The organism is Nocardiopsis mangrovi, assembly GCF_042653925.1.
Lineage (GTDB): Bacteria > Actinomycetota > Actinomycetes > Streptosporangiales > Streptosporangiaceae > Nocardiopsis_B > Nocardiopsis_B mangrovi.
Genome location: NZ_JBHSFQ010000047.1, coordinates 1 through 17,355, shown reverse-complemented (window position 1 = coordinate 17,355; position 17,355 = coordinate 1). Strand labels below are relative to the sequence as shown.

19 protein-coding genes are annotated in these 17,355 nt (G+C 70.5%); 14 read left to right on the top strand and 5 right to left on the bottom strand.

The features are described from left to right. Positions 1-104 precede the first annotated feature (104 nt). The 7 genes from ACFO4E_RS28300 to ACFO4E_RS28270 all read left to right on the top strand — a co-directional run bounded on the left by ACFO4E_RS28300 (position 105) and on the right by ACFO4E_RS28270 (position 5,318). Positions 105-578 carry a hypothetical protein gene (locus ACFO4E_RS28300; protein WP_378580070.1) on the top strand — a complete coding sequence of 158 codons (474 nt, stop codon included), beginning with the start codon at positions 105-107 and terminating at the stop codon, positions 576-578. A gap of 4 nt (positions 579-582) precedes the next feature. Further along, complete coding sequence (locus ACFO4E_RS28295; protein ID WP_378580068.1) at positions 583-885, top strand: winged helix-turn-helix domain-containing protein; 303 nt, start codon at positions 583-585, stop codon at positions 883-885. Positions 886-1,346: 461 nt separating this feature from the next. After that, positions 1,347-1,727, top strand: coding sequence for a helix-turn-helix transcriptional regulator (locus tag ACFO4E_RS28290; RefSeq protein ID WP_378580095.1), 381 nt, complete (start codon positions 1,347-1,349; stop codon positions 1,725-1,727). Positions 1,728-1,732: 5 nt separating this feature from the next. Then, entirely contained in the window at positions 1,733-2,146 is a 414-nt protein-coding gene (locus ACFO4E_RS28285; protein ID WP_378580066.1) for a VOC family protein, read from the top strand. A gap of 279 nt (positions 2,147-2,425) precedes the next feature. Further along, positions 2,426-3,517 carry a CPBP family intramembrane glutamic endopeptidase gene (locus ACFO4E_RS28280; protein ID WP_378580064.1) on the top strand — a complete coding sequence of 364 codons (1,092 nt, stop codon included), beginning with the start codon at positions 2,426-2,428 and terminating at the stop codon, positions 3,515-3,517. Between the two features lie 5 nt (positions 3,518-3,522). Then, positions 3,523-4,716, top strand: a complete 1,194-nt coding sequence (locus tag ACFO4E_RS28275; protein ID WP_378580062.1) for a sensor histidine kinase — start codon at positions 3,523-3,525, stop codon at positions 4,714-4,716. After that, positions 4,713-5,318 (top strand): response regulator, encoded by a 606-nt coding sequence (locus tag ACFO4E_RS28270; protein WP_378580060.1) that lies wholly within the window; start codon positions 4,713-4,715, stop codon positions 5,316-5,318. Before ACFO4E_RS28275 ends, ACFO4E_RS28270 begins: the two co-directional genes overlap by 4 nt. 483 nt (positions 5,319-5,801) lie before the next feature. On the opposite strand, the gene ACFO4E_RS28265 is transcribed toward ACFO4E_RS28270, so the two are convergent. Continuing rightward, entirely contained in the window at positions 5,802-6,713 is a 912-nt protein-coding gene (locus ACFO4E_RS28265) for an alpha/beta hydrolase family protein (RefSeq protein WP_378580058.1), read from the bottom strand. A gap of 102 nt (positions 6,714-6,815) precedes the next feature. On the opposite strand from ACFO4E_RS28265, the gene ACFO4E_RS28260 reads away from it, so the two are divergent. Then, a complete protein-coding gene (locus ACFO4E_RS28260; protein ID WP_378580056.1) occupies positions 6,816-7,409 on the top strand; it encodes a TetR/AcrR family transcriptional regulator in 594 nt (197 codons plus the stop codon). Between the two features lie 47 nt (positions 7,410-7,456). Here the strand turns inward: ACFO4E_RS28260 and ACFO4E_RS28255 are convergent, their stop codons facing one another. Next, the gene (locus ACFO4E_RS28255; RefSeq protein WP_378580054.1) at positions 7,457-8,026 is read right to left on the bottom strand and encodes a TetR/AcrR family transcriptional regulator; all 570 of its coding nucleotides are present in this window, start codon (positions 8,024-8,026) and stop codon (positions 7,457-7,459) included. 89 nt (positions 8,027-8,115) lie between these two features. Between ACFO4E_RS28255 and ACFO4E_RS28250 the strand changes: the two genes are divergently transcribed. The 3 genes from ACFO4E_RS28250 to ACFO4E_RS28240 all read left to right on the top strand — a co-directional run bounded on the left by ACFO4E_RS28250 (position 8,116) and on the right by ACFO4E_RS28240 (position 10,928). Next, positions 8,116-9,087: a ketopantoate reductase family protein gene (locus ACFO4E_RS28250; protein WP_378580052.1), complete on the top strand. Its 972-nt coding sequence runs from the start codon at positions 8,116-8,118 to the stop codon at positions 9,085-9,087. Between the two features lie 249 nt (positions 9,088-9,336). Then, positions 9,337-9,900: a DUF3887 domain-containing protein gene (locus ACFO4E_RS28245; protein ID WP_378580094.1), complete on the top strand. Its 564-nt coding sequence runs from the start codon at positions 9,337-9,339 to the stop codon at positions 9,898-9,900. 53 nt (positions 9,901-9,953) lie between these two features. After that, positions 9,954-10,928, top strand: a complete 975-nt coding sequence (locus tag ACFO4E_RS28240; RefSeq protein ID WP_378580050.1) for a CPBP family intramembrane glutamic endopeptidase — start codon at positions 9,954-9,956, stop codon at positions 10,926-10,928. Between the two features lie 89 nt (positions 10,929-11,017). Here ACFO4E_RS28240 and ACFO4E_RS28235 read toward each other — a convergent pair whose 3' ends face one another. After that, positions 11,018-11,443, bottom strand: a complete 426-nt coding sequence (locus ACFO4E_RS28235; protein ID WP_378580048.1) for an ATP-binding protein — start codon at positions 11,441-11,443, stop codon at positions 11,018-11,020. A gap of 327 nt (positions 11,444-11,770) precedes the next feature. On the opposite strand from ACFO4E_RS28235, the gene ACFO4E_RS28230 reads away from it, so the two are divergent. From ACFO4E_RS28230 to ACFO4E_RS28220, 3 genes are all read left to right on the top strand, one after another. After that, positions 11,771-12,583, top strand: a complete 813-nt coding sequence (locus ACFO4E_RS28230; protein ID WP_378580046.1) for a helix-turn-helix domain-containing protein — start codon at positions 11,771-11,773, stop codon at positions 12,581-12,583. Continuing rightward, a complete protein-coding gene (locus ACFO4E_RS28225; protein WP_378580044.1) occupies positions 12,580-12,759 on the top strand; it encodes a DUF397 domain-containing protein in 180 nt (59 codons plus the stop codon). The genes ACFO4E_RS28230 and ACFO4E_RS28225 overlap by 4 nt, the downstream gene beginning before the upstream one ends. Before the next feature lie 177 nt (positions 12,760-12,936). Further along, positions 12,937-15,261, top strand: a complete 2,325-nt coding sequence (locus ACFO4E_RS28220; RefSeq protein ID WP_378580042.1) for a beta propeller repeat protein — start codon at positions 12,937-12,939, stop codon at positions 15,259-15,261. Positions 15,262-15,420: 159 nt separating this feature from the next. Here the strand turns inward: ACFO4E_RS28220 and ACFO4E_RS28215 are convergent, their stop codons facing one another. After that, positions 15,421-16,326 carry a carbohydrate ABC transporter permease gene (locus tag ACFO4E_RS28215; RefSeq protein WP_378580040.1) on the bottom strand — a complete coding sequence of 302 codons (906 nt, stop codon included), beginning with the start codon at positions 16,324-16,326 and terminating at the stop codon, positions 15,421-15,423. After that, on the bottom strand, positions 16,323-17,355 hold a 1,033-nt coding region (locus tag ACFO4E_RS28210; protein ID WP_378580038.1), incomplete at its 5' end, for an ABC transporter permease. The genes ACFO4E_RS28215 and ACFO4E_RS28210, both read right to left, overlap by 4 nt.

The window sequence follows — 17,355 nt, the reverse complement described above, 5'->3', positions numbered from 1 at the left end:
GCTCCCGACCTTGGGCGCGCTCGTGGCCGCCACCGAGGGTTGCAAGGCGGCCGAATCGCGGGTTACTGTTTCCTCTAAGGAAACTAGGTGCTTGGAGGAGAATCATGGCGAACATCGACCCGTCTGATGCGAGTCGGGCCCTGCGCGAGGCGCACTCCGTGACGCAGAACGCGTCCGCGACGCTGGTACAGGGGCGTGTGCGGTGGGCCGTGGCCGGCGGCGCGGTGTTCGCCGCCTCGGTGCTGGCCTGGCTGTCGGGACCCGGGTCGTCGAACCTCATCACGCTGGTCCTGGTCGTGGCGGCCGTGGTGGCCGCGGTGGCCGCCAGATTCCCCCAGGCGGCCGGGATCACGGGCCAGCGGGCGCGGCTGACCGGTGCGGCACGCCGGCGGGTCCGCACGCTGTCGCTCGTGACGATGCTCGGTGTGGTGGCGATGCTCTTCGCGTTCCACCAGGGCGTGCTCTTCCTGCTGGATGAGCCCTACCCGATCGCGGGGGCGCTGGTGGGGCTGGTGCTCGCCGTGGCCGGCCCGCGCTTCGCGAAGTGGTGGATGGCCGATCCCGGAAGTCGCAGGTAGGGCCGTGGAGTTCGACCCGCTGCTGGCCGACCCCACCCGGCTGAAGATCCTCGCGTTACTCGCCTCGTGTGATTGGGCCGAGTTCTCCTTCGTCCGCGAGACCGCGGGGCTGTCGAAATCGGCCCTGTCGAAGCAGGTCTCGAAATTGGAAGAACACGAATATGTGCAGGTGCACAAAGGCTACGTGGGCAAGTTCCCGCGCACGAGCCTCCGGCTGACCGACACGGGACGGTCGGCCATCCAGAACCATCTCGCCGCGCTACAGCAGATCGTCGATCAGAGCAGTCGGCGCAGTCCTCCCCCGTAGGCGCGCTACTCCGGGCACTCCGGCGGAGGACCAGGAGCCCGCGGACGACTCCGAGGCCACGACATAGACGGACCATGAAGCCCGGGAGGGTCGCGAGTTCACCCGCGACCCTCCCGGGCTTTCGTGTGATCTACGGCGCGGACAGGGTGAAGCCGGAACGGGGGATGGCCTCCATCAGATGACGGAGCCCCCGCCGGACGACGCCGCGCACCGACGGCCACGTGCGCCGACCGTGCCGACGACCGCCGTTATCGGGCGCCGGCACCGGCCACCGGGACGGCCGTGGACGCCAAGCCCCCGTGTCGTAGGGTCCGGGTACCGTCGGTGGTGCGTCCTCGGTGCTTTGGGTTTCCGAGCTGCGTAAACTCCGCCGGGCCGGCGGTATCGGCGCGCGGCGTCCATGGGAGGGTGGTCACGTGACACTGGAGGACCTCGTCCGGCTGCGCCGGGCGCGTGACGCGATGGACCGCGACTACGCGGAGCCGCTCGACGTCCCGACTCTGGCGCGCGTCGCCCTCATGTCGCCGGGCCACTTCTCGCGCAGCTTCCGCGCCGCGTACGGCGAGACGCCCTACAGCTACCTGATGACGCGCCGGATCGAGCGGGCCAAGGCCCTGCTGCGACGGGGCGACCTCACGGTGACGGAGGTCTGCTTCGCGGTCGGGTGCACCTCGCTGGGCTCGTTCAGTTCGCGGTTCACCGAACTGGTGGGCGAGAGCCCCAGCGCGTACCGCGCCCGCCCTCACGACGAGGGCACCGCCATCCCGCCGTGCATCGCGAAGATCCACACGCGACCCGTCAGGAATGGAGAAGCGGAGAACTCCCCGCCGCTTCTAGCATGACCTGCATGGACATCGAACTTTCCACGTGTTTCATCGCCGTCGACGACCACGACAAGGCGCTGGCGTTCTACCGCGACGTCCTCGGCTTCGAGGTGCGCAACGACGTCTCCTTCGAGGGGATGCGCTGGGTCACCGTCGGCGCGGCGTCGCAGCCCGGCGTGGACATCGTCCTCGAACCGCCGCTCGCCGACCCGGGCGCCTCGGCCGCCGACAAGGAGGCCATGGCGGAACTGCTGGCCAAGGGCCTGCTGCGCGGCGTCAACTTCCGGACCGAGGACTGCGACGCCACCTTCGAGACCATCCGCGCCGGCGGCGGCGAGGTGCTCCAGGAGCCGCTCGACCAGCCCTACGGCGTCCGCGACTGCGCCTTCCGCGACCCCGCCGGGAACATGCTGCGGTTCATCCAGCCCCGCGGGTAGCGAACGTGGGCCCGGTGCCCCGGGCCCGCCGCCACCGCCACCGGCGGCCGGCCCCGTTCCCGCCGCGGGCCGGCCACCGGCGACGGCGACGGCCCCCGTACGGCTCCCTCCGCCGACACGGTCCGCTCATGGAATTCCGGAGCGGGTGCCCCTCGCGCCGGGGCGGGTCGCGAATCCGTCGATGCATGACATCCGTCATGCCCGACCCGTGCGGGGCGCGGAGGAAACCCGTGATCCGTGACACTCCGTCACGGACCTGCTCCGATCTAGGTTCGGAGCATGGACCCCGATCACGGCCGTTTCCCGCCGCCCGCGCCCCACCGGCGGGCCGACGCCTTCCACCCGTCCCCGGACGCGGGAGCGGTGCGGACGCCTCCGTACGCACCGGCCGATCCCGCCGTGCCGAACCGGCGCAGCCGCGGTCCGCGGCCCATCGCACCGGGTGCGGAGTACCACCGCGTGCTCGCCGGTGAGAAGCGCCACATCGGGCGCGGCATCCTCGCCATCGCGCTCCTGCTGGCCGGGATGTTCGTGTTCAGCTTCGCCATCGTCCAGGCCGCCGCCTTCATCGATGCACGGATGGGCTACACCAACCCGGCGAGTGGCGGCACCGACTACACGCCGGTCTACCACGGCTTGTCCATGTTCTCGCTCGCCCTGCTCATCCCCTGGAGCATGTGCATCCAATGGTGGCTCTACGGCGTGAAGGGTCCCTCGCTGCACTCGGTGGTATCGCGCTTCCGGTTCGACGTGTTCGGCCGGGCCCTCCTGATCATCGGCCCCGTCTGGCTGATCGCCACGGTCGCCATGCACATCGGGGCGCCTGTCGAGCAGACGTACTGGCCCATCGCCGACCTGATCGCCATCCTCGTCACGACCCTCCTGCTGACGCCCCTGCAGGCGGCCGGCGAGGAGTACGGCCTGCGCGGGCTCGTCTTCCGCGTCGCCGGGAGCTGGAGCCGCGGACCGCGTGCCGGGCTGGTCCTCGGTGTCCTCGTCTCCAGCCTGGTGTTCACGGCCATTCACGGCGCCGGGGATCCGTGGATCAACATCTGGTACTTCACGCTCGCCGTCAGCCTGGCCGCCATCACCTGGCGCACCGGCGGCATCGAGACCGCGGTCGTCATCCACGCGCTGCTCAACACGGTCACCTTCGTCTTCGTCACCGCCATGCATTCCGACATCGGCGCCTCCATCTCCGACAGGTCGGCGGGCGTCGGGTCGCCTGTCCTGCTCGTGCCCACCGTCACCGTCGCCGCGATCGCGGCGGTGGTGTGGTTGCGCACCCGCCGGACGGGACCGGCCCTGACCCCCGCCCACCCCTCGCCGCACCCGCATGCACAGTCCGCTTCGGTCCCGACGGCACAATGAGGCCTATGAGCGATATACCGCTGGTCGGCGCGCGCCGGTTCGAGGCGTACGTGCGCTGGTCGACGTACTGCGCTCTCACGGCTCCGACCGGCACCCTCATCGGGGGCGCGCCGTGGTCCAAGGAGCTCACCGGGGCGGGCCTCGCCCTGTGGGCGGCCGCGTTCGCGCTGTCCCTCGTCCTCGTCGTCGTAAACTCCGTCGTCACCAACCGGAGCATCGACATCGTTGTCGGGCGCTCACGGCGATCTCCCCTCGGCGGCGTCGGTGGCGTCATCGGATGGGCCGCGGCCCTCGTCGCCTTCGTCACCGTGAGCCTCATGGTCCCCCTCCCCGCGATGGGCCTGACGGCCGCGGCCGGGATCGCCTCGGCAGCGGCGAGCTTCGTCCCCGCGCTGGACGCGCGCCGGACGGCGCTGCTCAACGGGGCGACCGTCGTACTGGCCGTCCCGTTCCTGGGTGTCTCGGAAATCGTGTTTCTGCTGGTCGGGTCGGTCCTGATCAGCGTGGTCCTCTGGGTGTGCTGGACGACTGTGTGGATGCTGCGGGTACTGCTCGAACTCCAGGCGGCCCACGAGACCCGCGCCGAACTCGCGCTCGCCAACGAACGCCTGCGCATCGCACGCGACCTCCACGACGTGTTCGGCCGGACCCTGGCGACCATCGCCCTGAAGAGCTCCCTGGCGTCGGAACTCGTCCGCCGCGGCCACGACGAACGCGCCGCGGAGGAGATCGCCGGGGTCCGGCGGCTCGCCAAGGAGGCGGGAACCGAGGTCCGCCACGTCGTGCGCGGCGAACTCCGTACGACCTGGGACGGCGAGGTGTCGGGCGCGCGGTCGCTGCTGACCTCCGCCGGCATCGACTGCACGGTCACCGGCGACCCCGTGCCCCAGGAGTGCGCGGAGGCCCTGGCGTGGGTCGTGCGCGAGGGCGTCACGAACCTGCTGCGCCACTCCGCGGCGACGCGGGTCACGGTCGCGACCGCCAATGAGGACGGGGAGGTGCTCCTCACGATCGCCAACGACGGAGCCGGCCGGGCGGGCCCCGCCCAGACCGGGGAGGCAGGCGGCGGCGGGGGTGTGGGGCTGCGCTCGATGTCCGAGCGGATCCGCGCGCTCGGCGGGCACCTCACCACCCGCCGCGACGGAGACTGGTTCCTGCTAGACGCCGCGATCCCGCTCGCAAAGAAAGAACCCGCATGATCCGCATCCTCGTCGCCGACGACGAACACCTCATCCGCGACGCCATCGCCGGGCTACTCGACCTGGAGGACGACTTCGAGGTCGTCGGACAAGCGGGGTCGGGAGACGAGGCGCTGGCCACGGCACTGCAAGTCCGTCCCGATGTCGCCCTGCTCGACCTCCAGTTGCCCGGCCCCGACGGCATCGAGATCGCCCGGCGGCTCGCGACGGAGCTGCCGGAGTGCCGCTGCGTCATCGTGACCTCGCACGGCCGGCCCGGCTACCTGAAGTCGGCACTGGCCGCCGGCGCTCGCGGCTTCCTGCCCAAAACCGTCTCCTCCCGCACCCTCGCGCAGGTCGTGCGTACGGTCGCGGCAGGCGGGCGGCATGTCGACCCGGCGCTGGCCGCCGAGGCGATCAGCGCGGGAGACTCCCCGCTCAGCCCGCGCGAGGCCGACATCCTCGCCCTGGCGCGCGACGGCGCTCCCGTCGAGGAGATCGCGCGACGCGTCTCACTCTCCCGGGGCACCGTGCGCAACCACCTCGCCGCCGCCATCGCCAAGCTCGACACCGCCAACCGGCACGAGGCCGCCCGCATCGCCGCCGAGCACGGCTGGATCTGAGAGGGGACCACCCGTATCCGTGGCGGGGCCGCCGGAACCACGGGCCGGGCCGCGCCGGGAGACCAGGCTCGACGCGGATCCGGTAACCGCCCTCGGCCAGGTGGAACGCCTGCGGGGACGTCGCGGTCGGGGGCGGGTGGCTTGCGCGTTTCGGCAGTGGACCGCGCGGGGTGATCCGCAAGCGCCACCACACGGACCGCTCCTGGAATGTCAGCGGCGCCGCCTCGCTCGCCGCGCCGGGGAGGGAGGCGGCCCGCCCCCGCACCTTGGAGACCGCGGGCCGGGTACCGGCCGAGGCAAGGGCGACGGTCTCGGCGACGCCGCGTTCGGTCTGCTTCTCCACTGACCCCATCAACGCGGTCAGCACCGCGCGCGAGCGATGAACACCGCGCCGAGGATCCCTATGAGAGCCAATGGCAGCACGAAAGCCCCCTGTTTCCGGTCATGGACGGCCACCGCCCGGACCCCGAGTGGGAGCCGGGTTCACTTGCCGGCGATGCTCCACGTGCCGTCGCCGGCCGCAGCGGCGTTGTTGAGGGCGGTCCACGCGGCGTCGTCGAGCTTGAAGGCGTCGTGGAGGTAGGCGGAGATCGCGTCGGCGACGAGGGCGACACGGGCGGGGTCCTCGTCGGTGGTCTCGGCGGCCATCTCGCCGGCGAGGCCGCCCAGGGTGTGCTCGCCCTCGGCGATGGTGAGCAGGCTCTTCGGGGATGGGCTGAGGTGATAGGCGTCGGTGAACCACTCCGGCCCCCGGGTGGAGAGTTGGGACTGGTCCTTGCCGCCCGCGATGACGAGGGCCGGGGTGGTCATGGTGGAGTAGTCCGGCCGCATGAACGGAAGGTGTTCGGCGGCGAACGGGGTGAGGGTGTCGCCGGTTCCGGTGGCGGCGATCAGCGCGCCGGCCGAGACCGCGGAGTGGGAGAAGTCCTCTCCGGGAACGCCGGCGGCGTCGAGCACGCGCGCGCCGAGGAGCACGCCGGCGGTCTGGGCGCCCCAGGAGTGGCCGACGACCGCGATGCGCTCATGGTCGACGCGGGTCTCCAGGCCGCCGGCCTGGAGAAGGATGTCGCCCAGGCCGTCGAGGACCGCGTGGAGGTCGGTGATCCGGACGCGCCAGATGGTGGCGAAGCGCGGGTCGTCCCACGTGATGCCGTTGCGGCGGGAGTCCAGGTGGGTGGGCTGCACGACGATGAATCCGGCGGCTGCCCACCGGTCGACGAGGGGTTCGTATCCGTCCAGGGACCATGCGTTGCCGTGGGAGAACACGATGACGGGAAGGTTCTGGCCTGACAGTGGGGCGGTGACCTTCACCTGGAGGTCGACGCCGCGGCCGGGCACGGGAACGGTGATGGGCTTGACCGCGACGATCCGCTGGTCGAAGTGGCGGGAAGACATGAGGGACCTGTGCTCTCTTCGTGGGGGCGGCCTGCCATACTTTGACGGAGCGCCGTTCCGCCAATTTAGCGGAACATTGTTCCGCGAGCAAAGGGAGGTCTCGTGCCGGAACCGGTCGGAGTACGCCGAGCACAGGCGCAACGCACCCGCGGCGCCGTGCTGGCGGCTGCGGCGTCGGTCTTCGTGGACCAGGGCGTCCAGGCCCCCATCCGCGACATCGCCGAACGTGCCGGCGTCGGCGTCGGGACGATCTACCGGAACTTTCCGACCCGGGCGGACCTCGTCACCGCCGTCTACCGGCACCAGATCGACACCTGCGCCGCACTCGCGCCCCGGCTCCTGGCGGAATCCCCCTCTCCGTTCACCGCCCTGACCCGCTGGGTGGACGCGTTCGTGGAGTTCCTGGTGACCAAGCACGGCCTCGGCGCCGCGCTGGGGTCCGGTGATGCAGGGCTGGAGAACCTCCACAGCCTCATGCTCGACACCCTGCTCCCGGCCTGCGCGATGTTGCTCGACGCCTGTGGTGAGGCCGACGAACTCAACCCCGGCGTCACCGCCTACACGCTCATGCGCGCCATCGGAAACCTCTGCATCACCGGCCCCGACTACGACCAGGCCGACGCCGCGCACATGGTCGCCATCCTCCTCGCCGGATGCCGTCGCACGGCATGGCGACAGGACCCGGCGGCCGGGTGACCACCCCGGACCGCGTCTTCGCCGCCGTACCACGGTGTCGCACCTTCTTATAGCGGGCGGCGCAGCCCGTCCAGCACGAGGGTGATGACACCGTCGGCTTCGGTCCGCCAGTCGGGGCGGTCGTGGGCCGCGCCGATGCCGTGCAGCGCCATCATCACGGCACCGGCACCCACGTCGTCGCGAACGGCGCCGTCCCGTACGGCGGCGGCCACCAGGTCGGTGACGGCCTGCTCCAGCGCCCGGCTGCCCTCGGTGAGAGTGTCCGAGCGATCGGCCCAGAGCGTGGCCAGCGTTCGGGCGAGGCCCTCGTGGGCATCGATGTGGTCGACCATGGTGCGTAGGAAGGTCGCCAAAGCCTCCGCCGCGGGCAGCGTGGCCTGTAGCCGGCGGGCGCGGTCGCACAGCGTGGCGACTTCCCCGTGGTAGACGGCCTCGGCCAGTGCCTCCCGGGTGGGGAAGTGGCGGTACAGCGTGCCGGTGCCCACCCCGGCCAGGCGGGCGAAATCATCGAAGCGCAGGTCGAAGAAACAGCCGGCGTCGAAGACCTTCCGGGCGGTGGCGAGCAGGGCCTCGCGTTTGCGCCGGGCGTCGGCCCGCAATGGCTTGTCGGCGGTCATGCGCTCCCTCGCGTTGACATGTGGAGATCACCTCCATATTTTGAAAGTGGAGATGACCTCCAGATCGATCCTACCCCACGAGGTACCACGTGAAGATCCTGATGTTCGGACGAGGCGTGATCGCCACCATCTACGGCCGGGTGCTGGACCAGGCGGGCCACGAGGTCGAGTTCTACGTCCGGCCGGGCCGCGCGGCGGCGTACGGGGACGCGGTGGACCTCGACCTGTTCGATGTGCGGCGCCGAGTGTGGGGGCAGCGCGTCGACGAGAAGTGGCCGGTGCGCTACCGCGAGACCCTGGAGCCGGACCACGACTTCGACCTGATCGTGGTCAGCGTGCCGCACCACCGACTCACCGAGGCGGCGACCTTCCTGACCCCGCGCGTCGGACAGGCCACGGTCCTGGTCTTCGGCAACCTCTGGACCGAGCCGACGGCCGCAGTCGGCGCACTCCCCCTCGACCGGATCGCCTGGGGCTTTCCCCAGGCCGGTGGCGGTTTCGACGCGGACGGCGTGCTCCGTGGGGCACTGCTGCCGTCGGTCGTCTTCGGCACCCTCGGCCGGCCCCCGACCGACCGGGAGCAGGCCGTGCGCCAGGCGTTTCGCGAGGCCGGGCTCCGGATCAAGGAGCGGCCTGACTTCCGCGGCTGGCTGTGGGTCCATTTCGTGTCGGATGCCGGCCTGTTCTCGCAGGGCCTGCGGCTGGGCTCCCTGTCCGAGCTGGCCGGGTCGACGAGCGACTTCCGCGAGGGACTGCTGGCCGGCCGCGAGCTGCTGCCGCTCCTCGAAGCACGCGGCGTCGACCTGCGACGCCACCGGGGCGGTGTGCTGCCGTTCCGGGCGCCCACCTGGCTGACGGCGCCCGTGCTCGCCTGGCTGACCGCCCATGTCCCGCCGATACGCGCGAACTTCGCGACGCACTCCGACCCCGACGCCGAGGAGCCGCGGGAGGTCTGCCGGGACACTTTGGCCGAAGCACGACGGCTGGGTATCGCGGTACCGCGACTGGAAGCGGCGGAACCGCACTTCGCCCACGAGGAGACGGGGCCGCCGTCCTCGTAGCCGGGTTCGGCGCCGTAGATCTCCATCAGCCGTGTCTGCGCGCCCTGGTCGCTGTTGGTGCCACTCATGAGCGCGATCAGGCCGGCGTTCGGGGCCTGGGCGCCGCCGCCCCTGCGGCTTTGAGGCACCGCTGGGACGTGAACGACGTGCGCATTGCGCGCATCCGCCTGGCGCACGGGCAGTTTGTAAAGCTATGATTTACACGTGCAAGAAAACTTGACGGATGCGCTGCGGGCCTTGAAGGCGCACATGGAGGCGTTCCTCGCTTCACGTGTCCTGACGAGGGGCGACGACTGGGCCGACACGATAGGGCGCGCCGTGAGCCTGCAGGCGGCCGCCGATGACGTCGTGCGCGCCGTCGTGCAGCAGGCGCGCCAGAACGGCGCTACGTGGCAAGTCGTCGGCGACGCACTCGGCGTGAGCCGGCAAGCGGCGTTCCAGCGCTATGGCAAACCGATCGACCCCCGAACAGGAGAACCGATGAACACCACGCCGCTTCCCGGCGTCGCCGAACTGGCCGCCTCGGTGATCGAAGACCTCGCGTCCGGGCAATGGTCGCGTGTCACCGAGCGGTTCGATCCGACCATGCGCGACGGCCTGCCGGAGGACGCGCTCGCGGCCGCGTGGGCGCAGATCGTCGGCTTGGCGGGAGCCTTCGAGGGGTATGGAGAGCCGGAGGCCACCCGGGCCGGCGACATGACGATCACCAAGACGCCGCTCTCGTTGGAGGCGGGCGACTACACGGCACGGATCGCGTTCCGCGACGACCGCACCATCGCCGGTCTGCACATCCTCGACGGGCGGACCTCATGACCATCACATCTCCGACGGGATCGACGACGGCCACGACCCGGAGCGGACCCCGCATGAGCAGCCGCGATCTGCGGTCCATCGGCCTCTTCACCATCCTGGCGTTCGCGCTCGCCTGGCTCCTCGCGCTCCCGCTCTGGTTCGGTGACGGACTCGCCAGTCCCTGGTTCACCGTGGTGGCCACCGCCACGATGATGACCCCCGCGATCGCCGCCCTCGCCGTCGTGTTCTTCGTGGAGCGGCCGCAGCAGAAGGCGTGGACGCTCGGCCTGTGGCCGTTGAGACCGGTCCCGAGAGTGCTCGGCTACGCGGCGCTGGGGATCTTCGTGTCCATCGCGCTCGTCCTGGCGGCGCTCCCGGTCGGCGCGCTGCTGGGGGTCTATCCGGTCGACCTTGTGAACTTCTCCGCGTTCCGGCAGCTCCTCGACGAGCAGGTGGGCGCCGCGGGAGTGGCCGAGATTCCGATACCGATCGGCGCGCTCATCGTCATCCAGCTCGCCGCACTCCCGATGGCGGCGTTCATCAACCTCATCCCGGCGCTGGGCGAGGAACTCGGGTGGCGAGGCTGGCTGCTCCCGAAGCTGATGCCGCTCGGTGTGCTCCCGGCCCTCCTGATCTCGGGCGTGATCTGGGGCCTGTGGCACGCGCCGCTCATCCTCCTCGGGTACAACTACCCCGATGCGCCGGGCTGGCTCGGCCTGACCGCGATGGTCGCCATGTGCATCCTGGTCGGCGCGGTCTTCGGCTGGCTGCGGCTCCGATCGGGATCGGTGTGGCCCGCGGCTCTCGCGCACGCCGCGTTCAATGGAGCGGGCGCGAGCTACCTCTTCTTCGCCAAGGCAGGCGAGCACATCGACACCACGCAGGCGACGGTCCTCGGCTGGAGCGGGTGGATCGTGCCGCTCGCGCTCGTCGTGACCCTGATCGCCACGGGACGGTTCGCCTCCGCGAAGCACCCGTCCACCCCGCCGTCAAAAGAGGAAGGGCGTCCCCCTGAGCGCCCGGCAACGGGACACGTCACCGGCGAGTAGCCACAGCGGATCCTGCGGCCTGCTGCCGAGGAGAGGGCGGCCCTGCCTCCCCCTCCGGAGGCAGGGCCGCGGGTGCGTGGAGCGGGTGGTCAGGCGGCGCGGGTGTCCTTGGTGGCCCAAGTGAGGGTGAAGGTGACGCCGGTACGGGGGTGGGGGAGCGGGCCCCAGGCGGTGGCGAGGTAGTCGATCAGCGTGATGCCCCTGCCGTGCTGGGCCATGGGGGTGATCGGGCGGATGAAGGGGATCGTCCCGCCGGCGGGACATCCTTCGTCATCGACGTCGATGGTGATGCGGTATCGGCGGAGGTGCAGCCAGACGGTGAAGGTGCCGCCCCGGCCGCTGGCGGTGTAGCGAATGCTGTTGGTGGCGGCCTCGCTGACCAACAGGACGGCCGAGGCGACGGTGTCCTCGGGCACACGGAACCCGTCGTGGGTGGTGAGGAGGTCCTCCATCCAGTTCCGCGCCGCCCGCACCTGGTCGGCCCAGCCGGGGAATCGCCGAGAGTAGGTCACCATTCTCACCACCGCTCGATAGCGCTGACGCGCCGGTACTCGGTCTCGGACAGATAGGGGCGAACCCGTCGCGCCCCGGTTCGTCGGATATTTCTCCTACGGGATTGCTCACCGTTAGTGTTCATTGCTGGGTCCTCCCTGGTGTTGTCAGGTTGAGGGCTCGGCCCCGCCTAGTGCGCCGAACACTGGGTGGGGCGTTTGTCTTTGTGGCGACCTGGTGGGACTCAGCTTCATCTAACTGGGGGTACGCGTCCATGGTTTCAAGTGCACCTGCGAATACTCTTTTTTTGATCGCAGGATTTTTCAAGATCATTTGAATACGCTTGATTCATGGCTAAAAAGGTTCAGCCGCAGTGGCGGCGATTCGGGAGGGAACTCCGACGCTGGCGCGATCAGGCTGGTCTGACGCAGAGTGATCTCGGTGGTCAGGTTTCAATCTCGTACGGCCTGGTGAGTGCATTCGAGCGCGGGATCCACGTTCCGAAACTGGCGCATGTGGAACGAATCGACCATGCGCTTTCAAGCCGCGGAGCGCTCATCCGGTTGTGGCAGGCGGCCAATGACGGGAATGGGCTGGCTGCGTGGTTCCAGGGACTGGCGTCCCTGATACAGCAAGCCACGCAGCTCCGTGAGTACAACCCGATGCTCATCCCCGGGCTCTTGCAGACGGAGGAGTACGCCCGGGCCATCCTGCGTGCCGGACAGCCGGCCGACACCGATGCGGATATCGAGGAGCAGGTGAAGGCGCGCATGAAGCGGCAGGCCGTCCTCTTCGCGGAACGGCCGCCGCACCTGATCGAAGTTCTCGACGAGGCAGTGCTGAGGCGTCCGATCGGGGGGCGTGAAACCATGGGCAAGCAGTTGGAGCATCTGTTGAAGGTGTCCTCGGAGGCGCGTGTCGCCCTGCACGTCATACCGTTCGATACCGAGTACCACCCCGGACTGTCAGAGGGTTTCTCGCTCTTCGCGGTACCCGATAAGGGCGAGGCCGTCTTCATGGAGACCCGGATGACGGCCGCGGCGCACGACGATCCGGAAGTTGTAAGTTCCTACATGGCTCACTTCAGTGACCTGCGGGGTGCCGCGCTCCCAGTCCCCGCCTCCCGGAAGTTGATCGAACGCATCAGAGGAGAGTTCTCGTGAGTGACCCGATTCCGTGGCACAAGTCCACTTACAGCAACCAGACCGGTGGCCACTGCGTGGAGGTGTCCGAGGGGTCGATCACCCGGGTCCGGGACACGCGGAACAGGGAACTCGGTACCTTGGCCTTCCCCGCTCGGGAGTGGCGGGCGTTTCTGGCCGTTGTCGACGGGCTGTAGCCCCTGTCGCTTCGTTTCTCCCCGCTTCGTGCCTCGGCCTCCATGTCCCCGTGGAGGCCGTTGTCATGTCCGCTGGTGGGCGGTGCATCGGTTGACGTTTTGTTGGTTGCGTGTCCAAACTAACTCACGAGGCCGCTAGACAACAGCATTCCGAGTGCCCCCACCGAGGAGTCTGATGTGACAACGGCACCCCCGCCATCCCCTGGTTCTCCCCATCCACCGGTCCGGCGGCGCTCTCGGGGCGCCACGGCCGCTGCCGCCGCTGTCGCGCTGGCCGCCTCGCTGATCACCGTCTCGTCCGCCCCCGCAGCCGCCGATGACGCCTACACCTGGGACAACGTCGAAGTGGTCGGCGGCGGCTTCATCCCCGGCGTCGTCTTCAACGAGTCCGAGCCCGACCTCATCTACGCCCGCACCGACATCGGCGGCGCCTACCGGTGGGACCCCGCCGCCGAGGAGTGGATCCCACTGCTCGACTGGGTCGGCTGGGACGACTGGGGCTACACCGGAGTCGCCGGACTGGCCACCGACGCGGTCGACCCCGACCGCGTCTACGCCGCTGTCGGCACCTACACCAACGACTGGGATCCGAACAACGGCGCGATCCTGCGCTCCGACGACCGCGGCGAGACCTGGGAGACCACCGAGCTGCCGTTCAAGCTCGGCGGCAACATGCCCGGCCGCGGCATCGAGCGGCTGGCGATCGACCCCAACGACAACCGCGTCCTCTACCTGGGCGCGCCCAGCGGCGAGGGCCTGTGGCGCAGCACCGACTACGGCGCCACCTGGGCCGAGGTCACCGCGTTCCCCAACGCCGGGAACTACGTGCAGGACCCCTCGGACTCCTCCGGCTACCTCAGCGACAACCTCGGCGTGACCTGGGTGGCCTTCGACCCCGCCAGCGGCAGCGCCGGCCAGCGCACCCGGGACGTCTACGTCGGGGTCGCCGACAAGCAGAACACGGTCTACCGCAGCACCGACGCCGGCCGGACCTGGGAGCGCGTCCCGGGCCAGCCCACCGGCCACCTGGCCATCGAGGGCGTGCTCGACCACGAGAACGGCTACCTCTACATCTCCACCAGCGACACCGGCGGCCCCTACGACGGAGCGGAGGGCGACGTCTGGCGCCTGGACACCGCCACCGACGAGTGGACCCGCATCAGCCCCGTGCCCTCGGAATCCGAGGACAGCTACTACGGCTACGGCGGTCTGGCGATCGACCGCCAGAACCCCGGCACCCTCATGGTGGCCACGCAGATCTCCTGGTGGCCCGACATCCAGATCTTCCGCACCACCGACGGCGGCGCCACCTGGACCCAGGCGTGGCAGTACACGAACTACCCCGAGCGCGCGAACCGCTACGAGATGGACATCTCCGCGTCGCCGTGGCTCACCTTCGGCGCGAACCCGCAGCCCCCGGAGCAGACCCCCAAGCTCGGCTGGATGACCCAGGCCCTGGAGATCGACCCCTTCGACTCCGACCGGATGATGTACGGCACCGGCGCCACCCTCTACGGCACCGACGACCTCACCGCCTGGGACCGCGACGAGACCTTCACCATCGAGGTCAAGGCGCGGGGCATCGAGGAGACCGCGGTGAACGACCTCGCCGCCCCGCCCGAGGGCGCCCCATTGCTCTCGGCAATGGGCGACGTCGGCGGGTTCCGCCACGACGACCTCTCCACCGCCCCCGACCTCATGTACACCCAGCCCACGCACAGCGGCACCACCTCCCTGGACTTCGCCGAGCTGGCGCCGCGGCAGGTGGTCCGGGTCGGCGACGGCGACGACGGCGTCGCCCACATCGGCCTGTCGTCCGACGGCGGCGACAACTGGTGGGCCGGGCAGGAGCCCGGAGGCGTGACCGGCCCGGGGACGGTCGCCATGGGCGCCGACGGCTCCCGCATCGTGTGGAGCCCCGCGGGAACGGGCGTGCACGTCTCGACCACCTCCGGCTCGTCGTGGACCGCCGCCTCCGGCGTGCCGGCCGGTGCCCGTGTGGAGGCCGACCGGGTGGACCCGCAGGTGTTCTACGCGTTCTCCGGCGGCCGGTTCTACACCAGCACCGACGGCGGGGCGACCTTCACCGAGTCGGCCGCCGCCGGCCTGCCCGCCCAGGGCGACGTGCGCTTCGCCGCCGTCCCCGGGCAGGAGGGCGGCGTGTGGCTCGCGGGCGGCTCCGGCGACGCCTCCGGCATGTGGCGCTCCACAGACGCGGGTGCGACGTTCACGCCGGTGGCGGCGGTCGACGAGGGAGACTCGGTCGGGTTCGGCGCGCCCGCGCCGGGCGCCGGCCACCCCGCCGTCTACACCAGCGCGCGGATCGACGGGGTGCGCGGCATCTTCCGCTCCGACGACGCGGGCGCCACGTGGACCAGGATCAACGACGACCGGAACCAGTGGGCGTGGACCGGCGCCGCCATCACCGGCGACCCGAACGTCTACGGCCGGGTCTACGTCAGTACCAACGGACGCGGCATCGTCTACGGCGACCCCGCCTAACCGCCGCCGTCCGCGCAGGAGTGCCCGCCCGGGTGCCCCGCGGCCATCCCCCGCCCGGGCGGGCACCGCACAGGGGGACGGGGCCGGGAACGCGGCGCGTTCCCGGCCCCGTCGGCCGTCCGGCCCGAAGGCCGCCCCGGCCGGATGCTCTCGGGGAGGTCAGCCCTTGACCGCCCCGATGATGACGCCCTTGGTGAAGTGCCGCTGCACCAGTGGGTAGATGACCGTGACCGGCACCAGCGCCACCACCACGATCGCCATCTGGATGGCGAGGTTGGGCGGCAGCACCGCGCTCGCGGAGGTGTCCACCACCGACGCGCTGGTCAGCGAGCCGCCCTGCTGGACGTACTGGCGGAGGATGAGCTGGAGCGGCCACATGCGGTTGTCGTTGATGTAGAGGATGGCGTTGAAGAAGGCGTTCCAGTACCCGACCGCGTAGAACAGCCCGATCACCGCCGTGACCCCCTTGGACATCGGCAGGACCAGGCGGGTGAGGATCCGCCATTCGCTCGCCCCGTCGACCCGCGCGCTGTCGCCGATCTCCGCGGGGATGTTCATGAAGAACGCCCGCATGACGACCAGGTTGAACGCGCTGACGGCGGTCGGCAGGATCAGCGCCCAGTAGGAGTCGATCAGCCCCAGCGAGCCGACCAGCAGGTACTGCGGGATCATGCCCGGGGTGAACAGGAAGGTCAGCAGGACGGTGAACAGCAGCGGCCGGTGCCACAGCGACGACGGCCGCGACAGCCCGTAGGCCGCCAGCACGGTCGCCGCCAGGCTGACCAGCGTGCCCACGGCCGTGACGCCCAGGCTGACCAGGACGGCGCGGGTCACCACCCCGCCCGCGAACAGCTCGGTGTAGGCGGCGAAGGAGATCCCCTGCGGGACGAGGACCAGCCCGCCGGCCTCGTTGACCGCGGCGGCGGGCGACAGGCTGGTGAGGACGACGACGTAGATGGGCAGGGCCACGACCGCCGCGATCGCGGCGAGGGCCAGGTTCTTGCCGGCGCGGCCGGCGACGCCGGGGGGTTCGGCCCACACGGGGCGCGGGTGCGTGGTGGTCATGATCGTCGGTAGATCCCGTCCTCGCCCAGGCGGTGGGCGACCTTGTTGGCCACCAGGATGAGCAGGAGCCCGACCACGCCCTTCACGAGCCCGGCCGCCGCCCCGTAGCTGTAGGCGGCGGTGGTCAGCGTCCGGTGGTAGATGAACGTGTCGAGGACTTCCGCCGCGTTGGCGCCGAACGCGTCGCGTTGCAGGAAGAACTGTTCGAAGCCCACGTTGAGCGCGTCGCCCAGCCGCATGATCAGCAGCAGCACGATCACCGGGCGCAGCCCCGGCAGGGTGATGTGCCACATGCGCCGCCACCGGCTCGCGCCGTCGACGGCCGCGGCCTCGTAGAGGTTCTGGTTGATCGCGGCCAGTGCGGCGAGGAAGATGATCGTCCCCCAGCCGGCGTCCTTCCACACGACCTGCGAGGTCACCACGAGCAGGAACACGTCGGGGTTGCTCATGACGTCCAGCGCCTCGTAGCCGTTCTGCCGCAGCAGTTGCGAGATCAGCCCGGCCCCGCCGATGATCTGCTGGAACAGGGTGACCACGAGGACCCAGGAGAAGAAGTGCGGCAGGTAGACGATGCTCTGGAGCAGCAGCCGCAGCCGCGGTGACATGACGCTGTCCAGCAGGATCGCCAGGCCGATGGGGATCGGGAAGTAGAACACCAACTGGAACGTGGTGATCAGCACCGTGTTGCCGACGGCGTGCCAGAACGAGGAGTCGGTGAACAGCCAGTAGAAGTTGGTGAACCCGACCCAGGGGCTGCCCGCGACGCCGTCGTAGACGTTGTAGTCCTGGAAGGCGATGATGTTGCCGGCCGTGGGCGTGTAGTGGAAGACCGCGAGCAGGCCGAGGGCCGGGACCGCCATCAGCAGGAGCTGCCAGTCGCGGCGGATGCGGGTCAGCAGGGGGACGCGCCCGCCCCGTCCCGGCCGGGGGGAGGCCGGCGGGCGGCCGCCGCCGCGCGCGGCGCGGCAGCCGCGGCGGCGGCCGCCCGGGGAGGCGGGGCCGGGGGCCGCGCGCCCCGCGGCGGGGGGC

What these genes read in the sequence shown, in the direction of transcription:
- ACFO4E_RS28285 (WP_378580066.1), top strand. Translation starts at nt 1,733, where the DNA reads ATGGACATCGAACTTTCCACGTGTTTCATCGCCGTCGACGACCACGAC.
- ACFO4E_RS28235 (WP_378580048.1), bottom strand. Translation starts at nt 11,443, where the DNA reads ATGGTGACCTACTCTCGGCGATTCCCCGGCTGGGCCGACCAGGTGCGG.
- ACFO4E_RS28230 (WP_378580046.1), top strand. Translation starts at nt 11,771, where the DNA reads ATGGCTAAAAAGGTTCAGCCGCAGTGGCGGCGATTCGGGAGGGAACTC.
- ACFO4E_RS28275 (WP_378580062.1), top strand. Translation starts at nt 3,523, where the DNA reads ATGAGCGATATACCGCTGGTCGGCGCGCGCCGGTTCGAGGCGTACGTG.
- ACFO4E_RS28280 (WP_378580064.1), top strand. Translation starts at nt 2,426, where the DNA reads ATGGACCCCGATCACGGCCGTTTCCCGCCGCCCGCGCCCCACCGGCGG.
- ACFO4E_RS28300 (WP_378580070.1), top strand. Translation starts at nt 105, where the DNA reads ATGGCGAACATCGACCCGTCTGATGCGAGTCGGGCCCTGCGCGAGGCG.
- ACFO4E_RS28265 (WP_378580058.1), bottom strand. Translation starts at nt 6,713, where the DNA reads ATGTCTTCCCGCCACTTCGACCAGCGGATCGTCGCGGTCAAGCCCATC.
- ACFO4E_RS28290 (WP_378580095.1), top strand. Translation starts at nt 1,347, where the DNA reads ATGGACCGCGACTACGCGGAGCCGCTCGACGTCCCGACTCTGGCGCGC.
- ACFO4E_RS28245 (WP_378580094.1), top strand. Translation starts at nt 9,337, where the DNA reads ATGGAGGCGTTCCTCGCTTCACGTGTCCTGACGAGGGGCGACGACTGG.
- ACFO4E_RS28215 (WP_378580040.1), bottom strand. Translation starts at nt 16,326, where the DNA reads ATGACCACCACGCACCCGCGCCCCGTGTGGGCCGAACCCCCCGGCGTC.
- ACFO4E_RS28255 (WP_378580054.1), bottom strand. Translation starts at nt 8,026, where the DNA reads ATGACCGCCGACAAGCCATTGCGGGCCGACGCCCGGCGCAAACGCGAG.
- ACFO4E_RS28270 (WP_378580060.1), top strand. Translation starts at nt 4,713, where the DNA reads ATGATCCGCATCCTCGTCGCCGACGACGAACACCTCATCCGCGACGCC.
- ACFO4E_RS28240 (WP_378580050.1), top strand. Translation starts at nt 9,954, where the DNA reads ATGAGCAGCCGCGATCTGCGGTCCATCGGCCTCTTCACCATCCTGGCG.